This window comes from Pumilibacter muris (assembly GCF_943193045.1).
Classification (GTDB): Bacteria; Bacillota; Clostridia; order Christensenellales; family Pumilibacteraceae; genus Pumilibacter; species Pumilibacter muris.
The window spans coordinates 120,908-141,203 of record NZ_CALPCN010000004.1 but is presented as its reverse complement, the minus strand read 5'-3'; the positions used below and the strand labels follow the sequence as shown (position 1 = coordinate 141,203).

The following is a 20,296-nucleotide window of genomic DNA, read 5'->3' as shown; positions in this document are numbered from 1 at the left end:
CGCTCGTTCCTCTTTTTTGTTTCGTGTTATTCTATAAGGCTTTTAAAAATTATACCTTTTTGCGTTTTGCAACAATCGCCGAAGCCGCGAGCGCGAGCAAGCCGAGTCCTGCGAAAGGAATAGCCGCCGAAGCGCTGCCGCCGCATTTTTTCTTTTTAGTTTCACTGCCGCCGTTGTTGTTTTCGCCGTTGTTGTCACCGCTATTGTCGCCGCCGGGCTGATTTCCGTTGCCCGTAACGTCAATAGCCGTATAGTCTATGTCTTTTATTTCCTCATACAACTGCAAGCCGAGAGTCATGGCGTCGTCGCCTTGCGTTGCGGGGGTGGTAACGGTTAAGATGCTCGCCGAAAGGTTGAACGTGCCCAAGCCGCTAACCGTGATTGCGCGCGCGTTGTCTACCGTGATTTCCAAGCCGCCGTTTTTGGCAACGAATTTCACCGAATGAACGCCGAGCGCGCTCGTGTTTTCGGAACGGCTGATATTCACCGCGCCCGAATTTGCCGCAATAACCGTATTGCCCGCTTCGTCCGTCATGGAATATTCGCGGTAAAGCGCGGTATCGGTAGCGGTTACTTCGTCGTCGGGATAGTTGGTGTAAAGAGTGTAAACAAAGGTATTGCCGCTGTACGGGTCGAAGAAGCTGAAACGCACATAACCCGTTTTGGTATAGTTGCGACCCGCGTTGTAATAGCCGGGAACGGACTTAAAGTCCACTTTTGCAGTGAGTCCGCTCGCCAAGTTATACGACTGCATAAACATGTAGCTAACGTCTCCGTTAACAAGATATGCGCCGTTGCCCGCAGTAATCGTGCCGTTGCCCGATATTTTGCAACCGCCGTCGGCAAAGTCTTGAACGTAAACATACAACGGATACAAATCGGAGCCTGCAAGCGCGATAAATTCGGTGGCGCCGTAGTTATCGGCAATTACTTCTTTGCGAACGGTAAGCGTGCCGTTTGCAAAAGCCCATTTGTCTTGCGCGAGAGGGTCGCCGTTGCCGTCGAGAACGCTCGAAACAGTCACTCCCTCAGGGAAAGCAAAGGTAGCGTCGCTCACATTGCCTTTGGTTGCAAAAGCAATACGCGAATCTTTCATCTTAGACGACGTATAAGTAAGACGGAACTGTGTGCCCGTTTTAGCAGTGTCGTTCCAAACGGAGAGCACGCCCTCTTTGCTGAACATAATTCTTTGGAAGTACGCCGCTTTCACCGTAAGCTCGCCCGTTTCGGCGTTAAACGTATAGTCGTCGCCTGCCTTCAAAGTTTCGTCACCCGATTTGAGCTGAATATTATCGGTCTTGGCATAGTTACAAAGCTTAACGGTGAAATCTTTCGCGTCGGCGAGGTCCATAGCGTATTTGCTGTCGTCGTTAGGTCCCTCAATGGCAATAGCGTTTATGTTGGAGTTCACTTTAAGCGGACGCGACGACGATTTGGTATAGCTGCTGAACCAACCGATATAAGCTTTTCCGCCTTCAAAGTCGGATTGTTTTACAGTAGGCTTTCCTATTTCTTCGCCGTTGATTTTCACATATCCGTCTTTCGCCTCAACTCCGAAGTAAAATTCGATTACGTTTCCTTTGTGCGAAGTGGCGTTCCAATTTGCGTTTGTGGAAGAACCCGCCTCAAAACCGATTAACTTCTGTAAGTCGCTGCGCCCTTCGAAGAATATGGCTTGCAACTTCGAATCGGTTTTTTGTCCGTCGGAGAAGTAGTCCATAGAACGCAATGTGTCGGTCACGTTAATCATGAGCCAGCTTCCCGCGTTGTCGTCGAGCACGCCGCCGAATTCCACAAAAATGGGTTTGGTTACGTCAGCCGCTTGGCTGTGATACAACCGCGCCGTAAGTCTCGCGTCGGAAAAGCGCGCAAGCTCGGCATTGGTGTAGTATTCGTCAACTTCCATTTCGCTCACAACGTCGTAAGTGCGGGCAATCCAACCGCTCTTGTTCGGCTTGCAATAAAGCGACGCCGAAAGGCTGTCTTCGTCTATATCGAGACGGAACGCATGCCCGTAGAAATTAGCGAACTTATCCGCCAAATAGCTTTGTTTTACGGTGAAAGTATAGGTATTGTTATCGCCCGCAGTAAGGGTGTAGTCGGTGCCCGCAACCAAAGCATTTTTGGTGTTAAGCAGGTGCGCCGCCGTTCCTCCGTACACTTTAATGCTCTCTGCGGTAAGACCGGGCTTTTGATAAGAGAACGTATACGCCACGTCTTGCGCCGCAGTGATTTCCGTATAATTGCCGCTTGCCGACCATACGGGAGGCGGAGCGTTTTGAACCGAAAGCATAACCACGCCTTTGCCGTTAGCGTCCTCTACCGTGAGGTACGATTCGCGCGAAAGCGACAATGTGTTCCACAATTCTTTTTTGATTGTAACGGTACGCGCCGAAGTGTCGTCCGTTACTTCCGCAAGCGTGTAATATTGAGCGTCGATAGCCGTGCCGTTTATTTTCAACGTAGCGTCGGCGGGATTTTTAAGGTGACGCACGGTGAACGAAACGTCTTTCGAGAGAGGTTGCGCTTTGGTGTAGTCGAGCGTTTGTTTCAATTCGGCGTCTACGGCAGTTACAATAGGAGTGCCGAATTCGCTTAAATGAATTTGCGAAGCGCTGCCGCCCAACAAATTGACATGGATGCCCAAAAAGCAACCGTCGGGGAAATCGCTTGCTTTAATAAACCGAATTGCCGAATCGGTTGTGGTATGCGTGTCGGTTACCTGTTGCGTAAGCATAGTGTTGTTCATTTTGATATACGATACGTCGTCGCCCTCGCCGATGCCGATATGAATTTCAACGCCCACAAGAGCGTCGGAAAGAACGGGAACACCGTCGGCTCCCGTTACGCCCGGCATGCCGTCGGCTGTCAACACGTCACCCTTTGCGCTGAAAATCTGCCCTGCTTTATCTTTAAAAATAATACGAGCGTGTTTGTCGATTTCGGTCTTTTTTGCGCCGTCGTCAAACATAACATTATTCCAACTCTGTCCGTTCTTTTCGAGCGCGTTCAAAAAGTACAGTCCCGACCAATCCGCCCCTTGATTCACTCTCATCTGAAAATATGCGGTTCTGTTGGGGAGAGTAAGAATATCGGTTTCGTTTGCCATTATGGTAGAAGCCGAAATTTTTACGAGTCCGGGCTGCTCTATTGCGGTAAGCGGAGCAGTAGACTTCCATGCCGTTGTTTGCGCAGGCGTTTCGTCGGCGCGGGCGCGAGCGGGCGCAAAAAGGAATCCCATTGCCCCTAACGCCATTGCCAACAATAACGCCAATAAAGCCGTCGGCAAAAGCCGACTTGTCTTGGTTCTAACTTGTTTCATACGTTTTTTCCTCCTAATATGTTAATAGATATTTTCTATCTATCACCGAAAATAATTTTTCGTCTTTGCGCGACGGCTACATTTTTTTGCCGTCCGCATTCCGACGAGCCGAAAACAATTTAATATGCCATGCGGTAAGCGTAGTTGAGTCGCCCCATAGGAGCGCAGTCGCCGCCGCCGTAAAACGCCATAACGTCGCCGAACTCGAACACGCACACGCCGTCGTTGCGAGAAGTTTTTTTGTTCGCAAAGATATTGTCGCACACTTTTATGCCGAGTTCGTCAGCCGCCGTAACGCCGAGCGCGGAAAGCGGAATTTTATAGGCAATCCAATCGTCGCCCGTTGCGATTTGCGCGGTTGCCTCTTGCACCGTTGCCGTAATCTTTCCGTTCGCCGTGCCGAGCGCTTCGATAGTGGTTCCATTTCCTTGCGGGGTGCGGTTTATTAAAAAGTTATAACCCTCCCAACCGCCTTTTTTACCTGTGGAAATATACACGTTCATCCAATCGGTGTCGCCGTCTTCATGCTTGGAAAGCGGCTCTTTCGTTTTTGCGTAAAGATACAGGTTTTCGCTGTCGTTGGCGATTTTAACGCAAGTAATATCGTTGCGGTTCGATTTATCGGTGTAGGTATATACATTGCCCGCGCTACTTTCGTTGCGCTCGGTTGCATCGCCCGCAAAATCGATGTAGGTCGCTTTCACGGCGTTCCACGCTTCTTCGCTTTCAAAATCCACAGTGGTGCGTTGCCACATGGCGGTGTTCGACTTTTTGTCGCTCTTGCCGTATTTGTATTCGCGCACATACTTGCAAAGCAGCATCCAATAGTTGTCGGCATAGCCGCCGCTGTCGCGCATCATTTCTATATCGCGCGAGAAAGGAACGTTGAATGTGTCTACGAACTGCGCGTAATTTCCGCGCGGGTCTTCAACCGTATACTTTTGAGCCACCCATTCGTTCCAACCCGTAACGGTTACCATCCACACGTCGTCGCGTTCCAAAGCGTCTTTCCACTGGTCCACAAAATTGCCGCCGTATAGCGCCATTTCCGCGTCGTCGGTTTGATAAGCGTATTTTTGCGAATACGTCGCGCCACGTCCGCGATACAAATAGTTGGTGTTTTTCTTGCTGTTAGCCAAAAACGCTTCGCTCGACCAACTGCCCGTTAAGTGTTGCGCCACCGATACGTTCATAACGCCGCCATAGCTCTCTTGCGGTTGATTAAAGTCCATCCACGGGAACCCGTTGTTTTTATCCGCAACACCGGTAGCCGTCGGCCAAACCACGTTTCTCACCCAAAAGTCGGAAGCTTCTTCCGAATTCATAACCTCGTTTTTTCCGTCGTTGTATACGGCAATCAACGGCTTGCCCGACGGGTTATGCACAGGGTCGGCGGTGAACCAACACGATTTGTATTTGTAGTTGTCGGCGCGATAGTAGTTGTCGCGCACATACCTTACAACGTTTTTAATCGTGCTTATGCTTTGAGTGTTGTTGCAGCATATAGGCACTATTTTGGGAACGTTGTATCCCTTTTGTTGCAGTTCCAAAATGCTGTCGAGCAATGCGATTGTGGCGTCGTAATAAAGATTCGCGCCGCTGTTTCCCGCGTTGGTAAAGTCCAAATACAAAAAGTCTATGCCCGCCATGCTCAAAAGTTCCAAGTGGCGACGGATTACCCATTTATCCCACGAATTATAGTAACCGTAAAACGGCTCTTCGAAATAGTGGAACGCATGTTGCCGCGACACGCTCGCGTCGTAATACGGCGAACCCGAACAAGCCCAAAGCGGATTTTTCTGAGTGTCGTATTCGAGTCCGGGATTCGCTTCCAAAATCTTGCTTATGTCGTAAATATTGTTCCAACCCGAGCCAAGCCACATAAAGTAGAATATTCCCACATAGCGCTGCGGCTTTGCCTGCGTCACCGTTTTCACGGCGCGCCCTTCGGCGTCCGTCCCCGCTAATTGCGACAGCGTGAATTCGTTCTCTCCCATGTCGAGAAGCGCTTGCGTGAAAGCCTCGTCGTAGCTGTCGGCTTGCGCGCCCGCGTTATAATCGTAACTCTCGGCGGGCGGGCTCGGCGGAACGTCGTCTTTGCCTCCGTCGGGCGAAGGGTTTTCCGTTTTTTTGCAACCGCCGAGCGCAAACAGCATGGCTATTGCGGTTGCGAAACAAACTATTTTTTTCAGCACGTTTGAACCTTCCTCCTTTATGCGTTCGCTTTGGTAGAGTAAGTGTAGGCGATTCTGCCTACGGGCGCGCAATCGCCGTTCGTGTATAAATCGGTTATGTCGAAATCCTTTTGCAAATTGTCGCACACTTTGAACGTAATTGTGAACGCGTCGCCCTCTATGCCGAGCACGCTTTTGGGAATTTTAACGAGCATGTGTTTGCCCGATACCAACGTGGTGCACACTCCCGCCGAAGTAAACTTTGCTCCGTCGATAGAGTCCACCGAAGCTTCGGTTCCGTTGAGCGCGCGGTTAACAACATAATGCAGTCCGTTCCAACCGCCCTCGCGTCCTTTTATTCCCACCATAAGATTCATCCAACGGGTGTCGGCTTCTTCCTTTTGAGTTATGTCGTTCGCAGTAGTTATTAAGAACCAAACGTCCGAATCTGTGGTTGCCACGCGCGTTTCGGCTATGTCGTTGCGCCCCGTGTCATTTTTATAATAATTTCCGCCCGCGCCCGCATGAGCACGCTCGAGCGTTTCGCCCGTAATATCGGAATAAACGGGCATATCTTTCCACGAAGCCAAATCATAAAGATTAACGCCGCCGCTTGTTTGCGAATGATAAGTTGTGGACGCAAAGCCCGACCCCTTATATTTGCGCACGTTCGCCACGAGTTGCAAATAACAGTTATCCAAATATCCGCCGTTCATCATCTCGATATCGCGCGAAAATTCTTTATTGTATGTATCCACAAAATATCCGTAACGCTCGCCCAAAGCGGGGTCTTTGCTTTGGCGTTGCGCCACCCATTCGTTCCAACCCGTAACGAACACCAAATTCACTTGCGAATTGCGGTAAACCGAATCCCACTGCTCTTCGAAGTTCACGTTTTTGTCGGCGGCGGCGGGATTGTTGGCTTTTGTGTTTTGAGAATAGCCGCGTCCCCAGTTGGCGTTATAGTAGTAATCCGCGCCGCGTTTTTCGGCAAAATCTTTGAGAGTGTCGGAAAGAGTGTCGCGGTTGTAAGGAGCCATTAGCCCGCTCAGCGAAAAATTAACCGCGCTTTGCAGTCCTAAATGTTGCGACACCGAAACATTCATAATCGTGTAGTCTTGCGCGCCGTCGGTAAACGTTTCTTGCGGATACTTCCAACTCATCCACGGGAATGCATTGCTGTCGTATCCCCTGTTCGGCCACTGAGCTTTTTTGAAATAGAACGTGTTTTTCACGGCTTCGTTACTGCCCGCATACTGCGCGATAATCCACGGCTTGTCGCCGTTTCCGCGAAACCAAACTTTGTCGTATTTTCCTCTGCGGTAAAACGCATTGTAAATGTTGTCGGTCATGGTGGTGGAATCGGTGTTCGTCATAAACATTGCCTTAGGCACGTCGTAACCCGCTTCGGCATATTCGAGCAACACGTCGAGCACAGCTTGAGCCGCTCCGCGATAATAGTCGTTGTTCGTGCAGTCGAACGCTATAAAATCCAAACCCGCGTTTATAAACAGCTCGACGTGCTTGCGCACCACCCATTCGTCTTCAACTTGATAGTAGCCGTACATAGGCTCGCCCCACCAGGTGAACGACGGCGCGCCGGGCACGGTGTCGCCCGTAACGGTCTGTTCCGCCTTGCCTTCGGCTTCGTACTCCGACACGTTGTGCGTGTCGGCGGCTTGGCTCAACCACAAAAAGTAGAAGATGCCCACCACGTTTTCGTTGTAGTCGGTAACGGCGTCGAAACTTCTGCCGTAATCGTCGGTTGCCGTAGTTTGTTTAAAGCCGTAATTTAAATCCGCCGACGCCGTCAGTTCGCCCGAAATCGAAGTAGGCGCTATTTTATCTCCGCATGCCGCGATGCCGAGCATTAAAAACAAACTCAGCGCAACGGCGCAAAATCGCTTCATAGTAACCATGACCTCCTTGTCACAAACGTATTAAAAAGCATAGCCGCGCGTCGAGGCGGCAAAAGTTGCCGCCCGAACGGCGAGACTGTAACTTTAAGTCGATTTTTATTATCAGGTCGAAGTGTTATACGGCGAGTTTACCAAATTGTTGGTGCTCTCCTTAACTTTGGCGGGGTCGTTATAAATAAATTTGCGCTCGGAAGCATAGTTTGAAAAGCCGCTCTTGATTACTCCGAACAATTCGCTGCCCGACGCGCTCCAATCGCTCGAAGAGCCGCGAAAATACTTCGAAAGTATTTCGCCCACTCTGTCTTTAACGGGAGTGGCGGTGCTGCCTACGGCAATAGTTCTCATATCGCCGCCTTTTCCGAACAGAAGATACGGCGACGAATCGCAGTTTCCGTTCGGCGTAATAACTTTTGTAAAGTCTATTTCGGCGGGAATCTCCACGCCTTTTATAAGCTGGTGCATTGTTATAGGCGCGTTGTTTTCGCCTTTATATTTGGAATAAATTGCCGCTTGCCCCGCAGGCGAATACAAATAACGCAAGAAGTCGAGAGCCAAATCGTTGTCGGACTGTTCTCTTGCGCTTATTATGCCGTATTGCTCTTTCGGTCCGCCGGGCGCGCGAACGTTGTCGGCAACGCCTTCGAGTTCCGAAGTCATGGCGGGCATTAAGAACCATCCGAGTTCCGAACCGATTTGCTCGGCGTCGGGATACACGGTTGCGCCGCTCGCGTTCGTAGTTTTGAAAGCGTCGCGGTAGGTGCGCACATAGCTCAGGTCTTCAACATAGAAGAGCTTCATGTCGGAATAGCTGCCCTTATTGCGGGTATACATAATCGTGGTTTCGTTGAAACGGCTGAAAATGTCGTTATACGAAGCCGTTTGGTCGGCATAGCTCATGAGCTCGTATAAGTTTTTCATCACTTCGACATAACGCGCGGAAGTGGGCGCATAGTTCGCGTCGTTAAAATACAAATCCACCACGCGGTTTATGTTATAAGTATATTTGCCGTAAAGGTCTACCGACGGGTTGGCTTGGTCATAGCTCCATGCGCTGTCTATGCCGTCTATGTAGCTGAAATCGCCCTCTTGCGAATGTGCCGCTTGTATGAAATCGCGGAAATACTGGTCGAGGTACATGCTTACAATGCGGTTAAGCATATTAAAGCTGTCTTCGCCGCAAGACTGCGCGCTTGTGGAAAGTCCGAGCGGGTTTTTGAAATTCTTGCCCGAATTGCGCGCGGTATCGAGCGCGCCGAGCATCCACTCCCAAGTGATTTTCGATGCGTCGAGCGTGCCGTCGGCGCCAACCGCTCCGCCCTCGCCCATAACGTCGAGCATGGCTTGCTTATTGTAAAACACCGTTAAGTAGTCGGACGAATAGCTAATGTTGGGAATAGTGGTTGTGGAACCCGACACACGCGCACGGTAGGCGTCTTCTTCGAGCGCGTCGAGCCACGCCTCGTTCCCTTCTATATAAGGATTGGGCTGTTCGAGAGCCGCCGCCAAATCAACGATTTTATCGGTGCCGTAATATTCGGGCGCAACCGACGTTTGCACAACGGTTGCCGAGTTTACGCCGTTTGCCAAAAGATTGCGCACGTTTTGCGTGTAGGCGTCGGGGTCGGTGTTGTTTCGGATAGTAACCGTCACGTCGTTGCCTTTGTCGTAGTGCATGTCGGCATACGCGTCCGCCACCGCCTGCAACGCCGATTGCTCGATAATGTTCACAGTGGTGTAAAAATCGATATTACCCGAAATTTCCTCTTTTCCGCCGGGCGTATTTCCGCCGGGATTGTTGCCGCCCGGCTTTATACCGCCGTTAGACGACGGCTTTTCGCCGCACGCCGCAAACGAGAACGCGAACAAAACCGCTAAAATACAAACAACCGTTATTCTGAATAGTTTTTTCATCACTTCTCTCCTTTTTAGTGATTTTTCATAATTTATAGCTTCATACCGCTTGCGAAATCACCGTTTACAAAGAACTTAATGCTTATAATGGTGGTGATAATGAGCGGTATGCCTGCTACCAAATACATAGCGTATTGCACGCCCTGAGTAAAAGACGCAACCACGCTCCGCAAATACGGCATGAGCACGCCTTTGGTTAAATCTGCCTGAAACAGAAGTTGCGGCCACAAATAATCGTTATAAATCGCCGCGAATATATTGATTCCCTGCACCATCATAATGGGCACCGAAAGCGGCAAACAAATGTGCATAAACACTCTGAAAGTGCTCGCGCCGTCGAGCTTTGCGGCTTCGTAAAGCGAATCGGGCTGTTGGCTCATAAACGTTCTGAGCAAAAACACGCTCGCAATTTGGTTGCCCGCTATATACGGCAAAATAAGACCCAACCAGTTGTCTTTAAGTTGCAACCACTGAGCCACAACAATATAGGTTGGCGACAGCACAACAACCGACGGAACAAGCATAGGCGCAATAAACACCAAAAACAAAAACTTTCTGCCGGGAAATTTTTTCTTTTCGAAAAGATACGCCACAAAACAGCTCAAAAATAACGTTACAACCGTGCTAATCAAATCGATTATAACCGTGTTGAGCATAGGTTTAATAAGAACGTTAAACGCGTTCGCGTAGTTCGAGAACATCCAACCCGATTTGGGAAACGTCCACATGGGATATTGCGTAATATCCTGCGGCGTTTTTACCGACATAACGAGAGTAACAAGCAGCGGCAACATTGTGAGTAGCAACACTATTGCCAAACACAGCACAAGCACGGCTTGCGCAATGATTCCGTCTATGCCCTTGCGTTTAAACAATGCGGAGCGGCGTTTTGCAAAAATTGCGGACTCTAACATATAATCCCCCTTCTTTAAGATTTATCCGACTGCATTCTGAAATTGAAGAATGTAGCCACGCTCAAAAACAGGAATATGAGCACGCCCATAACGCTCGCCACGCCGTAGTTCGCGTTAATAATTTCGCGGTACATAAGTAGCGCGGGCGTTTGAATTTGTCCGTTTATTCCGTGCAACACATAAATGTTGGTGTAGTTTTGCACAGACGCTATAAACGAAGTGACGAATATATATTTTAACTGCGGCAAAATAAGCGGTATGTCTATTTTTACGATACGCCTAAACCAGCCGCAACCGTCGAGCCTCGACGCTTCGAACACAGAAGCGTTTATGCCGGATATTGCGCCGTAAAATATAAGATACGAGCCTATCCACGGGAAGCCGAACGCAATAAGCGTGCCCATAGAAGTGGAAAGCGACGCGCTGTATACCCAGTTTTTAACGAATCCCGGCATAAACAGACCCAAAAACGCGTTCACCAAACTGTTCGGAGTCGCGCCGAAAATACCCGCGCTCCAAACGAGCGTAGTTGCAACGCCGGGCATGATTCCCGGCACGAACAGCAAAATACGCACCCACAGCGAGAAACGTTTCGAGCGCACCGCCATAATAGCTTCGGCAAGCAGCACAGGCGGAATGAGAGCTTTCAAAATGTCGGCGAGCAAAAACACAAGCATCATTCCCGCCGATTTCCAAAATTGCGCTGAGGTGAGCACCGCAACGAAATTGCGGAATCCCACGAACACCGAACGCGTGCCCGGTATGTAATCGAAGAATGAAAGTCCGAAACCGAATCCTATGGGTATGTAGTAGAACAGTAGCAACAGCAAAAACGGAATCGCCAAACTTAAATAAATAAATTTATACCGCCACAAGGCGCGGAAAAAGGCGCGGGCTTTTTTATGAATACGCTCGCGGAAATCGTCGAACGTTGCAAACCACAAGTATAGCGAGGTAAGCAAAAACACCAACATTAGGGCTACAAAAACCCACCGCAAAACGGCGAACAGCGCAATGCTTTTCGCCAAAGACATAGAATAATAAATAACTTGCGGGTTGGTTATATCCGACTCGTCGCGCAGAACAAAACTGTCGTCAGTCCACATAACGAGGTTGGCGCTGTCCGCCGCGTTCATCGAAAGCGTTACTTTGTGCTTTTGGGTGTCGATTACCGCCACGCCGCCGTTGTTTATTTTGGCGACGAAATTTTTGCCTGTGGAAAAAACGAATCCCGTTGCGAATTCGGTTTTAAGTTCCCACACCGAAGTGTCGGTAACGTCTTGCGTAGAAATGCGGTATAGCTTGTTGCTGCCGCTTACGGCATAAATATTTCCGTCGTATACGGATATTGCTTGCAGAGTTTCGTTGGCGTCCGCATAGGTTTCGCGCGCGTCGCCGCTACGGCGCCAAATCGCGCTTTGAGCCGACCACCAAAGGGTTCCGTCTTCGTCCACAGCCATTCCGCCGAGCGTAGCCGAAGTACCCGTTTCCAAATGCGACCCCCCCCCGCTTAATTCGAACCTGTAAATACGGTTCACACGGCTCGTGTCGTTAAACATGCCGCGCAAAAACAGGCTCTCGCCGTCGGGAGATACCGCGAGTTGAGTGTTTTTTACATTTCCGCCCGAATTGAAAGAATATCCGGCGTAATACTCGCGCACCTGAGCACGAAAAGCGGATTGCGCCTCTTCGGTTGCTCCCGCTTCGGTGAGCGCTTCGGCGGCAGACACGGGAAACCGCACCACGCGACCGTTGGCATAAGCCGCGTAAACTTCGCCGTTGTGTTGTATAATATCGTATACCGCGCGTTCGTAAATTTGCCCCGCGTTCCATTGTATTTCGCCGTGAGTGTCGAACGCGAAAATTTCGCCGTTCTGCGTTCCCGCGATGCGCGTAGTCTCGTTGTCGGTATACATTTTGCTTACGGTGTACTGCCGCAAATCGAATCCCAAATCGGTTTGGCGGTTGGTTTTTGCAACCGACACGCACAACATTGCAATCGACGCAAAAAACAAGCAAGCGGACGCTACGGCGGCTATTAAAAACTTTTTGTTAATCATTCGTCCTCCCGTCCGCGCAAACTTTCGCGCAAATGCAATTCGCAATCAAGCGTGCAAACGCCGCCTTCTATGTCGCCGCCTATGTAGTCTACATACGCTTTCGCTTCCGCCTTTATGTCGGCGGCAATGGTGGTTAGCGGCGGGTCGAAATATTCGGATATTTGCAGATTGTCGAAGCCGACAACCGCCATATCTTGCGGTATACTCAACCCTTTTCCTTTAAAACAGTTCACCGCGCCGAACGCCATCATATCGTTTAAGCAAAAAACGGCGTCTACGTCGGGATGCTCTCTAAGAAGCTCGTCGGCAAGCGTGCGCCCAACCACATAAATCTTTTCGGCGGGATAATTGCCGCGTAGAATGGGCGACGACTCCTCGCCGTAACCGAATTCTTTGCAATACTCTCGAAAGAAGCGTATGCGTGAATCGTGCTCAACTTGATGTTCGCCGAAACCCGCAATAAACGCCACCTTTTTGCGTCCGTCGCGCCTGAACAATTCAAAAGCGCGCTTCATGGCGGGAGCGTAATTCATACGAACCGAAAACTTATCATCGTCATATCCGCCGTGAACCAAACGCATTCCCATAGCCTGCATTTGTTTCACATATTTTATAGGCACTTCGAACAGCGCCATATTCACAACACCGCAAACGCGGTTTGAAATTATATCGTCGAGAACACTGTTTATTTCGCCCTCGTTGGCGCGAAATAACATAACTATTTGACCCCGCCTTTTCGCTTCGGAAATCATTTCTTCCACAAGCTGCATATAATACGGGTTTGTTAAGTCGGGCAAAATAACCGCTATTGCGTTCGATTTTCTGCTCACAAGATTAGCGGCGATTTTATTAGGTATGTAACTCATTTCGTCAACGCACTTTTGCACAAGTTGCCGCGTTTTTTCCGAAACATACCCCTTTCCGGTAACAACTCTCGTTACCGTCATTTCGGATACGCCCGCTCTTGCCGCTATGTCTCTTCTCGAAACCATCTTTTACCCCGCAATTTTTTATGTTCGCGCGAACATGTTCACGAGAACATTTTTAGTATAACACACCTTTTTTGCTTTGTCAATACCTTTTCCGAAAATTCTTTCGATTATTTTATTGTTATTATTTAATTAACGCCCGTTGCGAGTTTTAAATTTCGAGTTGCGACGATTCGCGTTCCCCGTGCCTTATCCGCACGGCGCGAACAACCGAAAGCACCGAAATAATAACAAGGAACGACCATATCGCAACCGACGTAACGGCTCCAAGCACAGGCATGTTGCCGTTTGTTCCGTCGTCGAACGTGACAATTAAAATATATTGCAACGACAACACCGAAACGAACGCGTCTATAAAGCTTATGTTTTTAAGAATTTTTACGCTAAGATTAGAATACTTTCCCGCTTTTATAAAATTTCTTATAGCTATAACCGTTTTGAAAACGGTGTACGCCGCCGTAGCGATTGCGGGAATTACCGAATAATTTATTTCTTTTTTTCGTAACGCCATAAGGATTATGGGCGCAATCAAGGCAAAATCAAGCAAAAACAACATTATGCTTTGCACAAAAAACAGATTCTTTCTTTCCTCTTCCTTCTGCCCTGCCGTAAGCCCCTTTTTTACGAATTGCCTTTCGGAAAGAACTATATACGCCCTCAGTCCTGCAAGCACCGCATAATAGGCGGCGACGCTCACATTCCACGCCGCTTTATACGCTAAACCCAAAAACAAATTGTATGCCGTAAATGCGGCGGTAACAAAAAAGGAAAAAGCGGAAATCGCAAAGGTGCGAAAAACATAATCGCTTCGCACTCGCTTTATGAATTTTCCTGCTCTTTGCTTTCGCTCCATATTTTTCCTTTCTTAAATAAGCGCCGATTTTTTCCGCTCCTCAAATTATTCCCGCAATTTTAAACGCAATACCTCGCAAAAAACACCGCCCGCTTCAATAAACGCAAAAGATTAAAAATCGGTTATTCCAAGTATATAGTCGGACGAAACGCCTATTAAAACGCAAAGCTTGGCAAGCTTATCGAGAGTGGGTAACACGTCGTTGTTCATATATTTAGACACAGTTTGGTAAGAAACCCCTATTCCTTTCGCTATCGCGTTTTGTTTAATTCCGCTCTGCGCAATAGCCTCGCGCAAACGCGCTTGTATATTTCTCAAATTTTCGTTGTTTACGTTAAATTCTCTCATAATGGAAATTATCGCACAATATGTGATTATTTGCTTGACAATCGCATGTTATGCGAGTATAATAATATTTATCGCATAATATGCGATAAATATACCAAAGAGGATGGTTTTATCATGTCACACAAAAACGAAAAATCGGGAAAAATTCAACTGTTTTTCTTTACTTGCGTACCGAGCATATTAGCGTATGTTGCCGCAATTTTATTCGCGCTGTCGCTAAAAATGAATTTGCTCAAATCTGCGGTAACGCCTTTTATAGTTATAGCGGCGCTATGGTCGGTGCTCGGCGGATTTATTATAGCCGCAAACCTGTCGCTTATCAAAAAAGTCGGCGACCCGAGCTCTCCCGTTCTCAAAATTAAAATAAGCGAGAAAAAGTTGGAAGCCTCTCTCGATATGTCGTTCAGTACCGCTCAAATGTTTCAATTCGCCGTAAACGTATTTTTTACCGTGATTTTCACAATTCCCGTCGCTCTGTTCGGGTGGCTTATGTTTATAATGTACGCTCGCGGAAAATTTTTAAAAAAGCTCAGCAAAATGGCGTATGATTGCGACAGAGCGGACGACATTATTGCGGCACAGTCGGGAACCGTAGAAGAAATTGCAAAATATTTTTATTTAATGCTCGATTATGTTGCGCCGTATAAAAAACTCGGCGAAAAGAAAGGTGCAAATCAAATGCTCGGACGCGCCGAAAAACTTTTGAATCTATGGGAAAGGCTTTACGGAGAAGAATAAGCGCTCGGGTAAACAAAATAACATTTCCAAATATAAAAACGGGTTCGACATTATCGCCGAAACCGTTTTTATATTTACGAATAATTGCTCTCTTCCATATTAAACAACTTGACATTATCGCAATAAAATAATAAAATTATATATGCGCCCGCATAGCGGCGCAATTATAGTAAGGGCAATTAACTCAGCCGGGAGAGTGTCTTCTTGACGTGGAGAAAGTCACAGGTTCGAGTCCTGTATTGCCCACCAGGCTGTCGGCAGTAATTGTGTATGAACGTTAGTATCTGTCGGTTGCAAAGATAGCGTAACTCTCATTCATACGAGGGCGATTTTAAAGCAAGTATAAATCTTGCCGCTATACCAAAAATTCGGCATACCGAAAAATAGGTATGCTTTTTATTTTTACGTCAATGTCTTTTAAATGTCTTATTTTGATAATTTATAGAAAAGAAAACTCCACGCGTCTGTTTTTGAGCCCGAATTCTTTACCCTTGAAACCGAAATAATCGTATTTTTCAAGTAGCTCTTTATCCGCCGTTATTTTAATAAGCTCGTCGCAATCTTCAAAATACGGATTGCAAACATACGTTACCGTTTTTGCAATCGTCACGCTTTTAAGATTTGCGCATTGTTTGAATGCGTTGTTGTAAATTTCAATAACGCCGTCGGGAATAACAATGCTTTCGAGTTTTTTGCATTTATCGAAAGAATAATTGTCAAGACGTTTAACACTGCCGTCCGATGGAATAACGCTGTTGTGGCAGCCGCGCAACAGTTTTTTTGTTTCGGTTTCAATAAGACAGTTGCCGGCGCTGTGAAACACGGGGTTATTTTCCGCCACTATTATGCTTTCCAAACTGCCGCAACCTTCGAATACGGATATCAACTTGGTTACGCCCGCAGGAATGTAAATCTCTTTAAGACTTTTGCATTTGTAAAACGCGTAAGCGCCTATTGCCGTAATATTTTCGGAAATGTTGATATGTTCTAACGCGGAACATCCGTGAAATGCGTCTCTTTTTATTTCAGTTATACTTTGGGGCAGGTTAACGCTTTTTAACATCTGGCACGACCAAAACGCGTTGGAGCCTATACATTCGCAAACGCTGTTTTCGGCAAAATCGACGCGCACAATATTCGGTATTCTTTCATTAACCTGCGGCATCGTAAAAGAGTCGGGAATACGTTTTACGTTCGCACCTATATTCAGAACTACGCCCGACGAATCTTTACCCGCGTTGTCAAACGCGCTGTTGCAAGAAAAGTCGTTGCACTCGGCGTTAAAATTTATTTCGGTTAACAACGTGCATTCGGCGAACGACTCCGTGCCGAGCGACGTAACCTTTTGAGGTATCGTTATGCTTTCGAGCGCTTTGCAGTATTTGAACGCGCTTGGTCCGATAGACTTTATACTGTCGGGCAGCGTAAGATTTTTCAAGTTAACACAGCCTTTAAAAGCGTTCGCGCCTATTGTTTTAATGCCGTCGGGAATTATCGCGGAGGTCAGTTCAACTCCCGCAAACGCGTTTGCCGCAATGGCGGTAACGCTGCCGTCGTCGGGTATTACGCTGTTTGCAAAACCGTACACAACCGCTTTTTTCTTAACGTCTATAAGGCAGTTACCTGCACAGCGATATGCCGTGTTTGCGCTGTCTACGTTTATACATTTAAGGTTGGCGCACCCCTCGATTGCCCTGTTCGCAATAGAGGTGACGGATGCGGGAATGGTAATGCTTTCAAGATTTTTCTTTCTTAAAAACGCTTTTGCGGCAATCTTCGTAACGCCGTCGGGTATTACGGCGGTATTGGTAGTTCCTTTAAATTTAATGAGTTCGTTATTCGCTATTTCAAAACCGACCGCGCCCACCTTTTTGGGTGCGGCAACTTTTATAGGGCAGTTTTTAAACACGTTGCTACCCATAAAATCCACGCTTGCGGGTATTTTAACCGAGCGGAGCTTTTCACAGTAAGCGAACGACTCCGCGCCTATGTATTTAACGCTGTCGGGAACTTCGACGCTTTGAAGCAAACGGCAACACTCGAAAGCGCTTTCGCCGAGCGTTTCGAGCCCGTTTTTTAAAGTTACGCTTTTAAGTTTGTCGCAACCGTAAAACGCGCATTTGCCTATTGTTTTAATGCCGTCCGAAAAGTTCACCGTCTCGAGTTCTTTGCAGTAGTGGAACGCGCTGTCGCAAATCTCGTCAGTGCCGCCCGAAAAAGTCAATTCGGTCAACTTTTTGCAGCCGTTAAAGGCGCTTTTGCCTATCGATTTAACGTTCTTCCCTATGGTAACGCTTTGAACGCCGCTGTCGAAAAAGGCGTATGCTCCTATTTTTTTTATGCCGTCGGGCAAATTCAGCGCGCCGCTTAACGAGTGAGCGGAATAGAACGCGCTATCGCCTATTGTTTCGACCCCTTTTCCGAATTGAATGTTTTTGAGCTTGTAGCAACACAAAAAAGCTTCTTTTTCGATAGTTTTTACGCTGTCCGCCATAACAACGGTTTCCAAACCGTAGTTAAAGTCGAAAGCGCGTTTCCCGATTTTTGTTACGCCTTCGGGAATAACGATTTCCGAATTGCCTTTGCTGTGAACGCTGTTTCGGGGGTGTGCGGTGTTGTTGGAAAAGGCTTTTTCGCCTATAACCGTAACGCTGCCGTCTGAGGGTATAACGCTGTTTTTGCAGCCGCGAATTAAAGTTTTTTTCTTTATGTCTATAAGGCAGTTGCCCGCGCTGCGGTATACGGGGTTATTCTCCGCTACGGTTATTTCTTCTATATCGCCGCAGTCGTCAAAAGCTCCCGCGCCTATAAAAGTTACCGTTTGGGAAATATACACTTTTTTAAGGCTGTGGCAATCGCTGAAAGCCCCTTTGTCTATAATTTCGACGCCTGCGGGAAGAGTGATTTCCTGCAACCGTTCGCAGCACGCGAACGCCCTTTCGCCTATTCTCTTTACCGACGGCGGAATAACAACATTTTTTATACCGCAAAACGCGACTTCGTAGGCGCGGTTGCCTATTTCGGTAACGTCGTCGGGAATTATTATATTGCCGTCAAAACCGTTAGGCGCTCTGAACGTGACCACTTTACCGTCTTGTATCAAGCCGCAATTATCATATCTGTGCATACTTTACTCCCGTAAATAAATTTACGTTCGTATTATATCACATATTAAATCTAATTTCAAGCGTTGCAAAAGTATTTACCCGCCGAGTTATTTCTACAAAAAATTTTCCAAGCAAACCGCTCTCATGCGTTTTTAGCGGGAGAACCGCAAAAGGCAGCATAACCGAAATGTAACGCGAAAGCAAATAACCTACGCAAACGCAACAAAATATTCTAAAAAACCCGCTTAACGTTGCGGGCTTTTATTTGCCCGATTCATTCGTTCGTGTTATAATATTAGCGGCTCAAAAAAAACTCGGCCTAATTTAATTTGATGAGGTGAACACAATGAAAACAATTTCCGTAACACAAACGGCAACCGAAAAATTCGCGCCCGACACAACCGTGTTCGAGGTTAAGCTCGTTTCCGAAAGCAAAAAACACGCCGAAGCCGTAAAACTTTTGCACGACAAAACCGAAGCGGTGGCGCAAGCCCTTGCGGGAATACGACTTGAAAAAGGCGAGCTTACGTCGTCGGGAGCCGCAGTTTCGTCGGTTCGGCGCGACGGAAAAATATCGTTTTGCGGTCGTGCCGAAATGAAAATAACCCTTCCCGTAGCCGACGAACGAATAGGCGAAGTAATAGAAGCGCTCGAAAAGAGCGGCGCCGAATGGACTCAAAGCTATATTCTTGCCGACAACTCGCATAAAACCGCGCTCGTTCAAAAAGCCGTTAAGGAGGCGCGCGAAGTAGCTTCGTCAATCGCAACGGCATCGGGCGTAAAGCTCGGAGCGCTTTCGAGCGCAAGTTACGCGTCGCAATACGGCGGCGGAGTGCGCATGCTTAGAGCCGCGTCGGTTGCCGACATAGCCGAGCCCGAGCAAATAGAAGCCGCCGAAACGGTTACATGCGAATGGGAAATCCTCTAACCGAATGGACTATTTGTTTTTCGACATGGAATGTGCCGACGGCAACCGCGCATGCTCGTTCGGCTATGTGCTTGCAAACGAAAAATTCGAAATTCTCGAAAAGCGCGACTTGCTTATAAACCCCGAATGCAAATTCCGACTCGGACGCAGCGGCGAAGAACCGTATATTCGCCTCTCATATAAAGAGGACGAATTTCGCAAAGCGCCGAACTTTGCCAAAGTATACGATAAAATCCGCGCATTGCTTACCGCCGAAAACAGAATACTTTTGGGGCACAGCATTTCTTCGGACATAGGCTTTTTGGAGAAAGCCTGCGCTCGTTACTCGAAAGAATATTTCTCGTTCGAAGTATACGACACTCAAAAAATATACTCGCTTTGCGCGCGCGAACGGCAAATGCGCTCGCTCGAATATATTGTTAGCGAGCTCGGAATAGACGCGTCGCACCTAACGGAACACAAAAGTTGCGATGACGCCGAAATGACAATGCTCGTTGCTAAGGCGCTAACGAAACGCTGCGAATGCGGCATAGAAGAGCTTTTGCAAACAAATTGCGCAAGCACGGTAAGTAGCGCAAGCCTTGCAATAAACCGCGCGGTTAAAGAGCTTAAAGCACGCTATCCCAAAAGCAAAAAAGCGCCCGCAATTTGTATTTCGGACGCAATAAAAGAACTTGACGCAACTAAGCGCATAAACCTGTTGAAAACGATTTTCGCGCGAGGTTTCGGTTATTCGAGCACGGTGCAAAAGTGCGCCTACTATGTTTCGAACGGGCAGTTTGGCGCAAAAGAGCAAGCATACGAAGAGTGTTTTGCAGAAGGGCAAACTATTCGCAAAATAACTCCCGCAGAGCTTGGCGAACTCCTCAAAATATCCGTAAGCGAACTATGCGAAACCGATTTCGAGCCGCTTTCGAACAACGCGGGAAAAACGGCGAAAGCCGCTTTCGGCGCGATTGCCTCAAAACGGAAAACAACCAAACAAGCGCGTTAGTACATTTAGCGTAAAAACCAAACCGCGTTAAAACGCCTC

Annotated in this window: 13 protein-coding genes and 1 tRNA gene; 4 read left to right on the top strand and 10 right to left on the bottom strand. The window is 47.9% G+C overall.

The annotated features are described in order from the left end of the window. Positions 1 to 49: 49 nt before the first annotated feature. The 9 genes from NFR62_RS06380 to NFR62_RS06340 form a co-directional block, all read right to left on the bottom strand. Complete coding sequence (locus NFR62_RS06380) at positions 50 to 3,322, bottom strand: hypothetical protein (RefSeq protein ID WP_251616235.1); 3,273 nt, start codon at positions 3,320 to 3,322, stop codon at positions 50 to 52. Positions 3,323 to 3,441: 119 nt separating this feature from the next. Continuing rightward, positions 3,442 to 5,517 carry a glycoside hydrolase family 71/99 protein gene (locus NFR62_RS06375; protein ID WP_251616234.1) on the bottom strand — a complete coding sequence of 692 codons (2,076 nt, stop codon included), beginning with the start codon at positions 5,515 to 5,517 and terminating at the stop codon, positions 3,442 to 3,444. Between the two features lie 17 nt (positions 5,518 to 5,534). Beyond that, the gene (locus NFR62_RS06370; RefSeq protein ID WP_251616230.1) at positions 5,535 to 7,406 is read right to left on the bottom strand and encodes a hypothetical protein; all 1,872 of its coding nucleotides are present in this window, start codon (positions 7,404 to 7,406) and stop codon (positions 5,535 to 5,537) included. A gap of 111 nt (positions 7,407 to 7,517) precedes the next feature. Beyond that, complete coding sequence (locus NFR62_RS06365) at positions 7,518 to 9,326, bottom strand: hypothetical protein (protein WP_251616228.1); 1,809 nt, start codon at positions 9,324 to 9,326, stop codon at positions 7,518 to 7,520. 32 nt (positions 9,327 to 9,358) lie between these two features. After that, complete coding sequence (locus tag NFR62_RS06360) at positions 9,359 to 10,240, bottom strand: carbohydrate ABC transporter permease (protein ID WP_251616219.1); 882 nt, start codon at positions 10,238 to 10,240, stop codon at positions 9,359 to 9,361. Between the two features lie 14 nt (positions 10,241 to 10,254). Then, a complete protein-coding gene (locus tag NFR62_RS06355; RefSeq protein ID WP_251616217.1) occupies positions 10,255 to 12,300 on the bottom strand; it encodes an ABC transporter permease subunit in 2,046 nt (681 codons plus the stop codon). Next, positions 12,297 to 13,292: a LacI family DNA-binding transcriptional regulator gene (locus NFR62_RS06350; RefSeq protein WP_251616215.1), complete on the bottom strand. Its 996-nt coding sequence runs from the start codon at positions 13,290 to 13,292 to the stop codon at positions 12,297 to 12,299. Before NFR62_RS06350 ends, NFR62_RS06355 begins: the two co-directional genes overlap by 4 nt. A 148-nt stretch (positions 13,293 to 13,440) precedes the next feature. Beyond that, complete coding sequence (locus NFR62_RS06345) at positions 13,441 to 14,142, bottom strand: hypothetical protein (protein ID WP_251616212.1); 702 nt, start codon at positions 14,140 to 14,142, stop codon at positions 13,441 to 13,443. Positions 14,143 to 14,253: 111 nt separating this feature from the next. After that, positions 14,254 to 14,490, bottom strand: a complete 237-nt coding sequence (locus tag NFR62_RS06340; RefSeq protein ID WP_251616209.1) for a helix-turn-helix domain-containing protein — start codon at positions 14,488 to 14,490, stop codon at positions 14,254 to 14,256. Between the two features lie 114 nt (positions 14,491 to 14,604). Between NFR62_RS06340 and NFR62_RS06335 the strand changes: the two genes are divergently transcribed. Continuing rightward, positions 14,605 to 15,228: a hypothetical protein gene (locus NFR62_RS06335; RefSeq protein ID WP_251616206.1), complete on the top strand. Its 624-nt coding sequence runs from the start codon at positions 14,605 to 14,607 to the stop codon at positions 15,226 to 15,228. A 173-nt stretch (positions 15,229 to 15,401) separates the two neighbouring features. Next, a tRNA-Val gene (locus NFR62_RS06330) sits at positions 15,402 to 15,477 on the top strand. A gap of 190 nt (positions 15,478 to 15,667) precedes the next feature. On the opposite strand, the gene NFR62_RS06325 is transcribed toward NFR62_RS06330, so the two are convergent. Then, positions 15,668 to 18,355, bottom strand: coding sequence for a leucine-rich repeat domain-containing protein (locus tag NFR62_RS06325; RefSeq protein WP_251616204.1), 2,688 nt, complete (start codon positions 18,353 to 18,355; stop codon positions 15,668 to 15,670). 326 nt (positions 18,356 to 18,681) lie between these two features. On the opposite strand from NFR62_RS06325, the gene NFR62_RS06320 reads away from it, so the two are divergent. Together NFR62_RS06320 and NFR62_RS06315 are read left to right on the top strand one after the other, a co-directional pair. Continuing rightward, a complete protein-coding gene (locus NFR62_RS06320; protein WP_251616202.1) occupies positions 18,682 to 19,263 on the top strand; it encodes an SIMPL domain-containing protein in 582 nt (193 codons plus the stop codon). A gap of 4 nt (positions 19,264 to 19,267) precedes the next feature. Further along, positions 19,268 to 20,257, top strand: a complete 990-nt coding sequence (locus NFR62_RS06315; RefSeq protein WP_251616201.1) for a 3'-5' exonuclease — start codon at positions 19,268 to 19,270, stop codon at positions 20,255 to 20,257. The last annotated feature ends 39 nt before the right edge of the window (positions 20,258 to 20,296 follow it).

Coding starts and splice junctions, on each gene's coding strand:
- NFR62_RS06350 (WP_251616215.1), bottom strand. CDS start 13,292: ATGGTTTCGAGAAGAGACATAGCGGCAAGAGCGGGCGTATCCGAAATG.
- NFR62_RS06365 (WP_251616228.1), bottom strand. CDS start 9,326: ATGAAAAAACTATTCAGAATAACGGTTGTTTGTATTTTAGCGGTTTTG.
- NFR62_RS06360 (WP_251616219.1), bottom strand. CDS start 10,240: ATGTTAGAGTCCGCAATTTTTGCAAAACGCCGCTCCGCATTGTTTAAA.
- NFR62_RS06320 (WP_251616202.1), top strand. CDS start 18,682: ATGAAAACAATTTCCGTAACACAAACGGCAACCGAAAAATTCGCGCCC.
- NFR62_RS06325 (WP_251616204.1), bottom strand. CDS start 18,355: ATGCACAGATATGATAATTGCGGCTTGATACAAGACGGTAAAGTGGTC.
- NFR62_RS06315 (WP_251616201.1), top strand. CDS start 19,268: ATGGACTATTTGTTTTTCGACATGGAATGTGCCGACGGCAACCGCGCA.
- NFR62_RS06340 (WP_251616209.1), bottom strand. CDS start 14,490: ATGAGAGAATTTAACGTAAACAACGAAAATTTGAGAAATATACAAGCG.
- NFR62_RS06380 (WP_251616235.1), bottom strand. CDS start 3,322: ATGAAACAAGTTAGAACCAAGACAAGTCGGCTTTTGCCGACGGCTTTA.
- NFR62_RS06355 (WP_251616217.1), bottom strand. CDS start 12,300: ATGATTAACAAAAAGTTTTTAATAGCCGCCGTAGCGTCCGCTTGCTTG.
- NFR62_RS06335 (WP_251616206.1), top strand. CDS start 14,605: ATGTCACACAAAAACGAAAAATCGGGAAAAATTCAACTGTTTTTCTTT.
- NFR62_RS06345 (WP_251616212.1), bottom strand. CDS start 14,142: ATGGAGCGAAAGCAAAGAGCAGGAAAATTCATAAAGCGAGTGCGAAGC.
- NFR62_RS06370 (WP_251616230.1), bottom strand. CDS start 7,406: ATGAAGCGATTTTGCGCCGTTGCGCTGAGTTTGTTTTTAATGCTCGGC.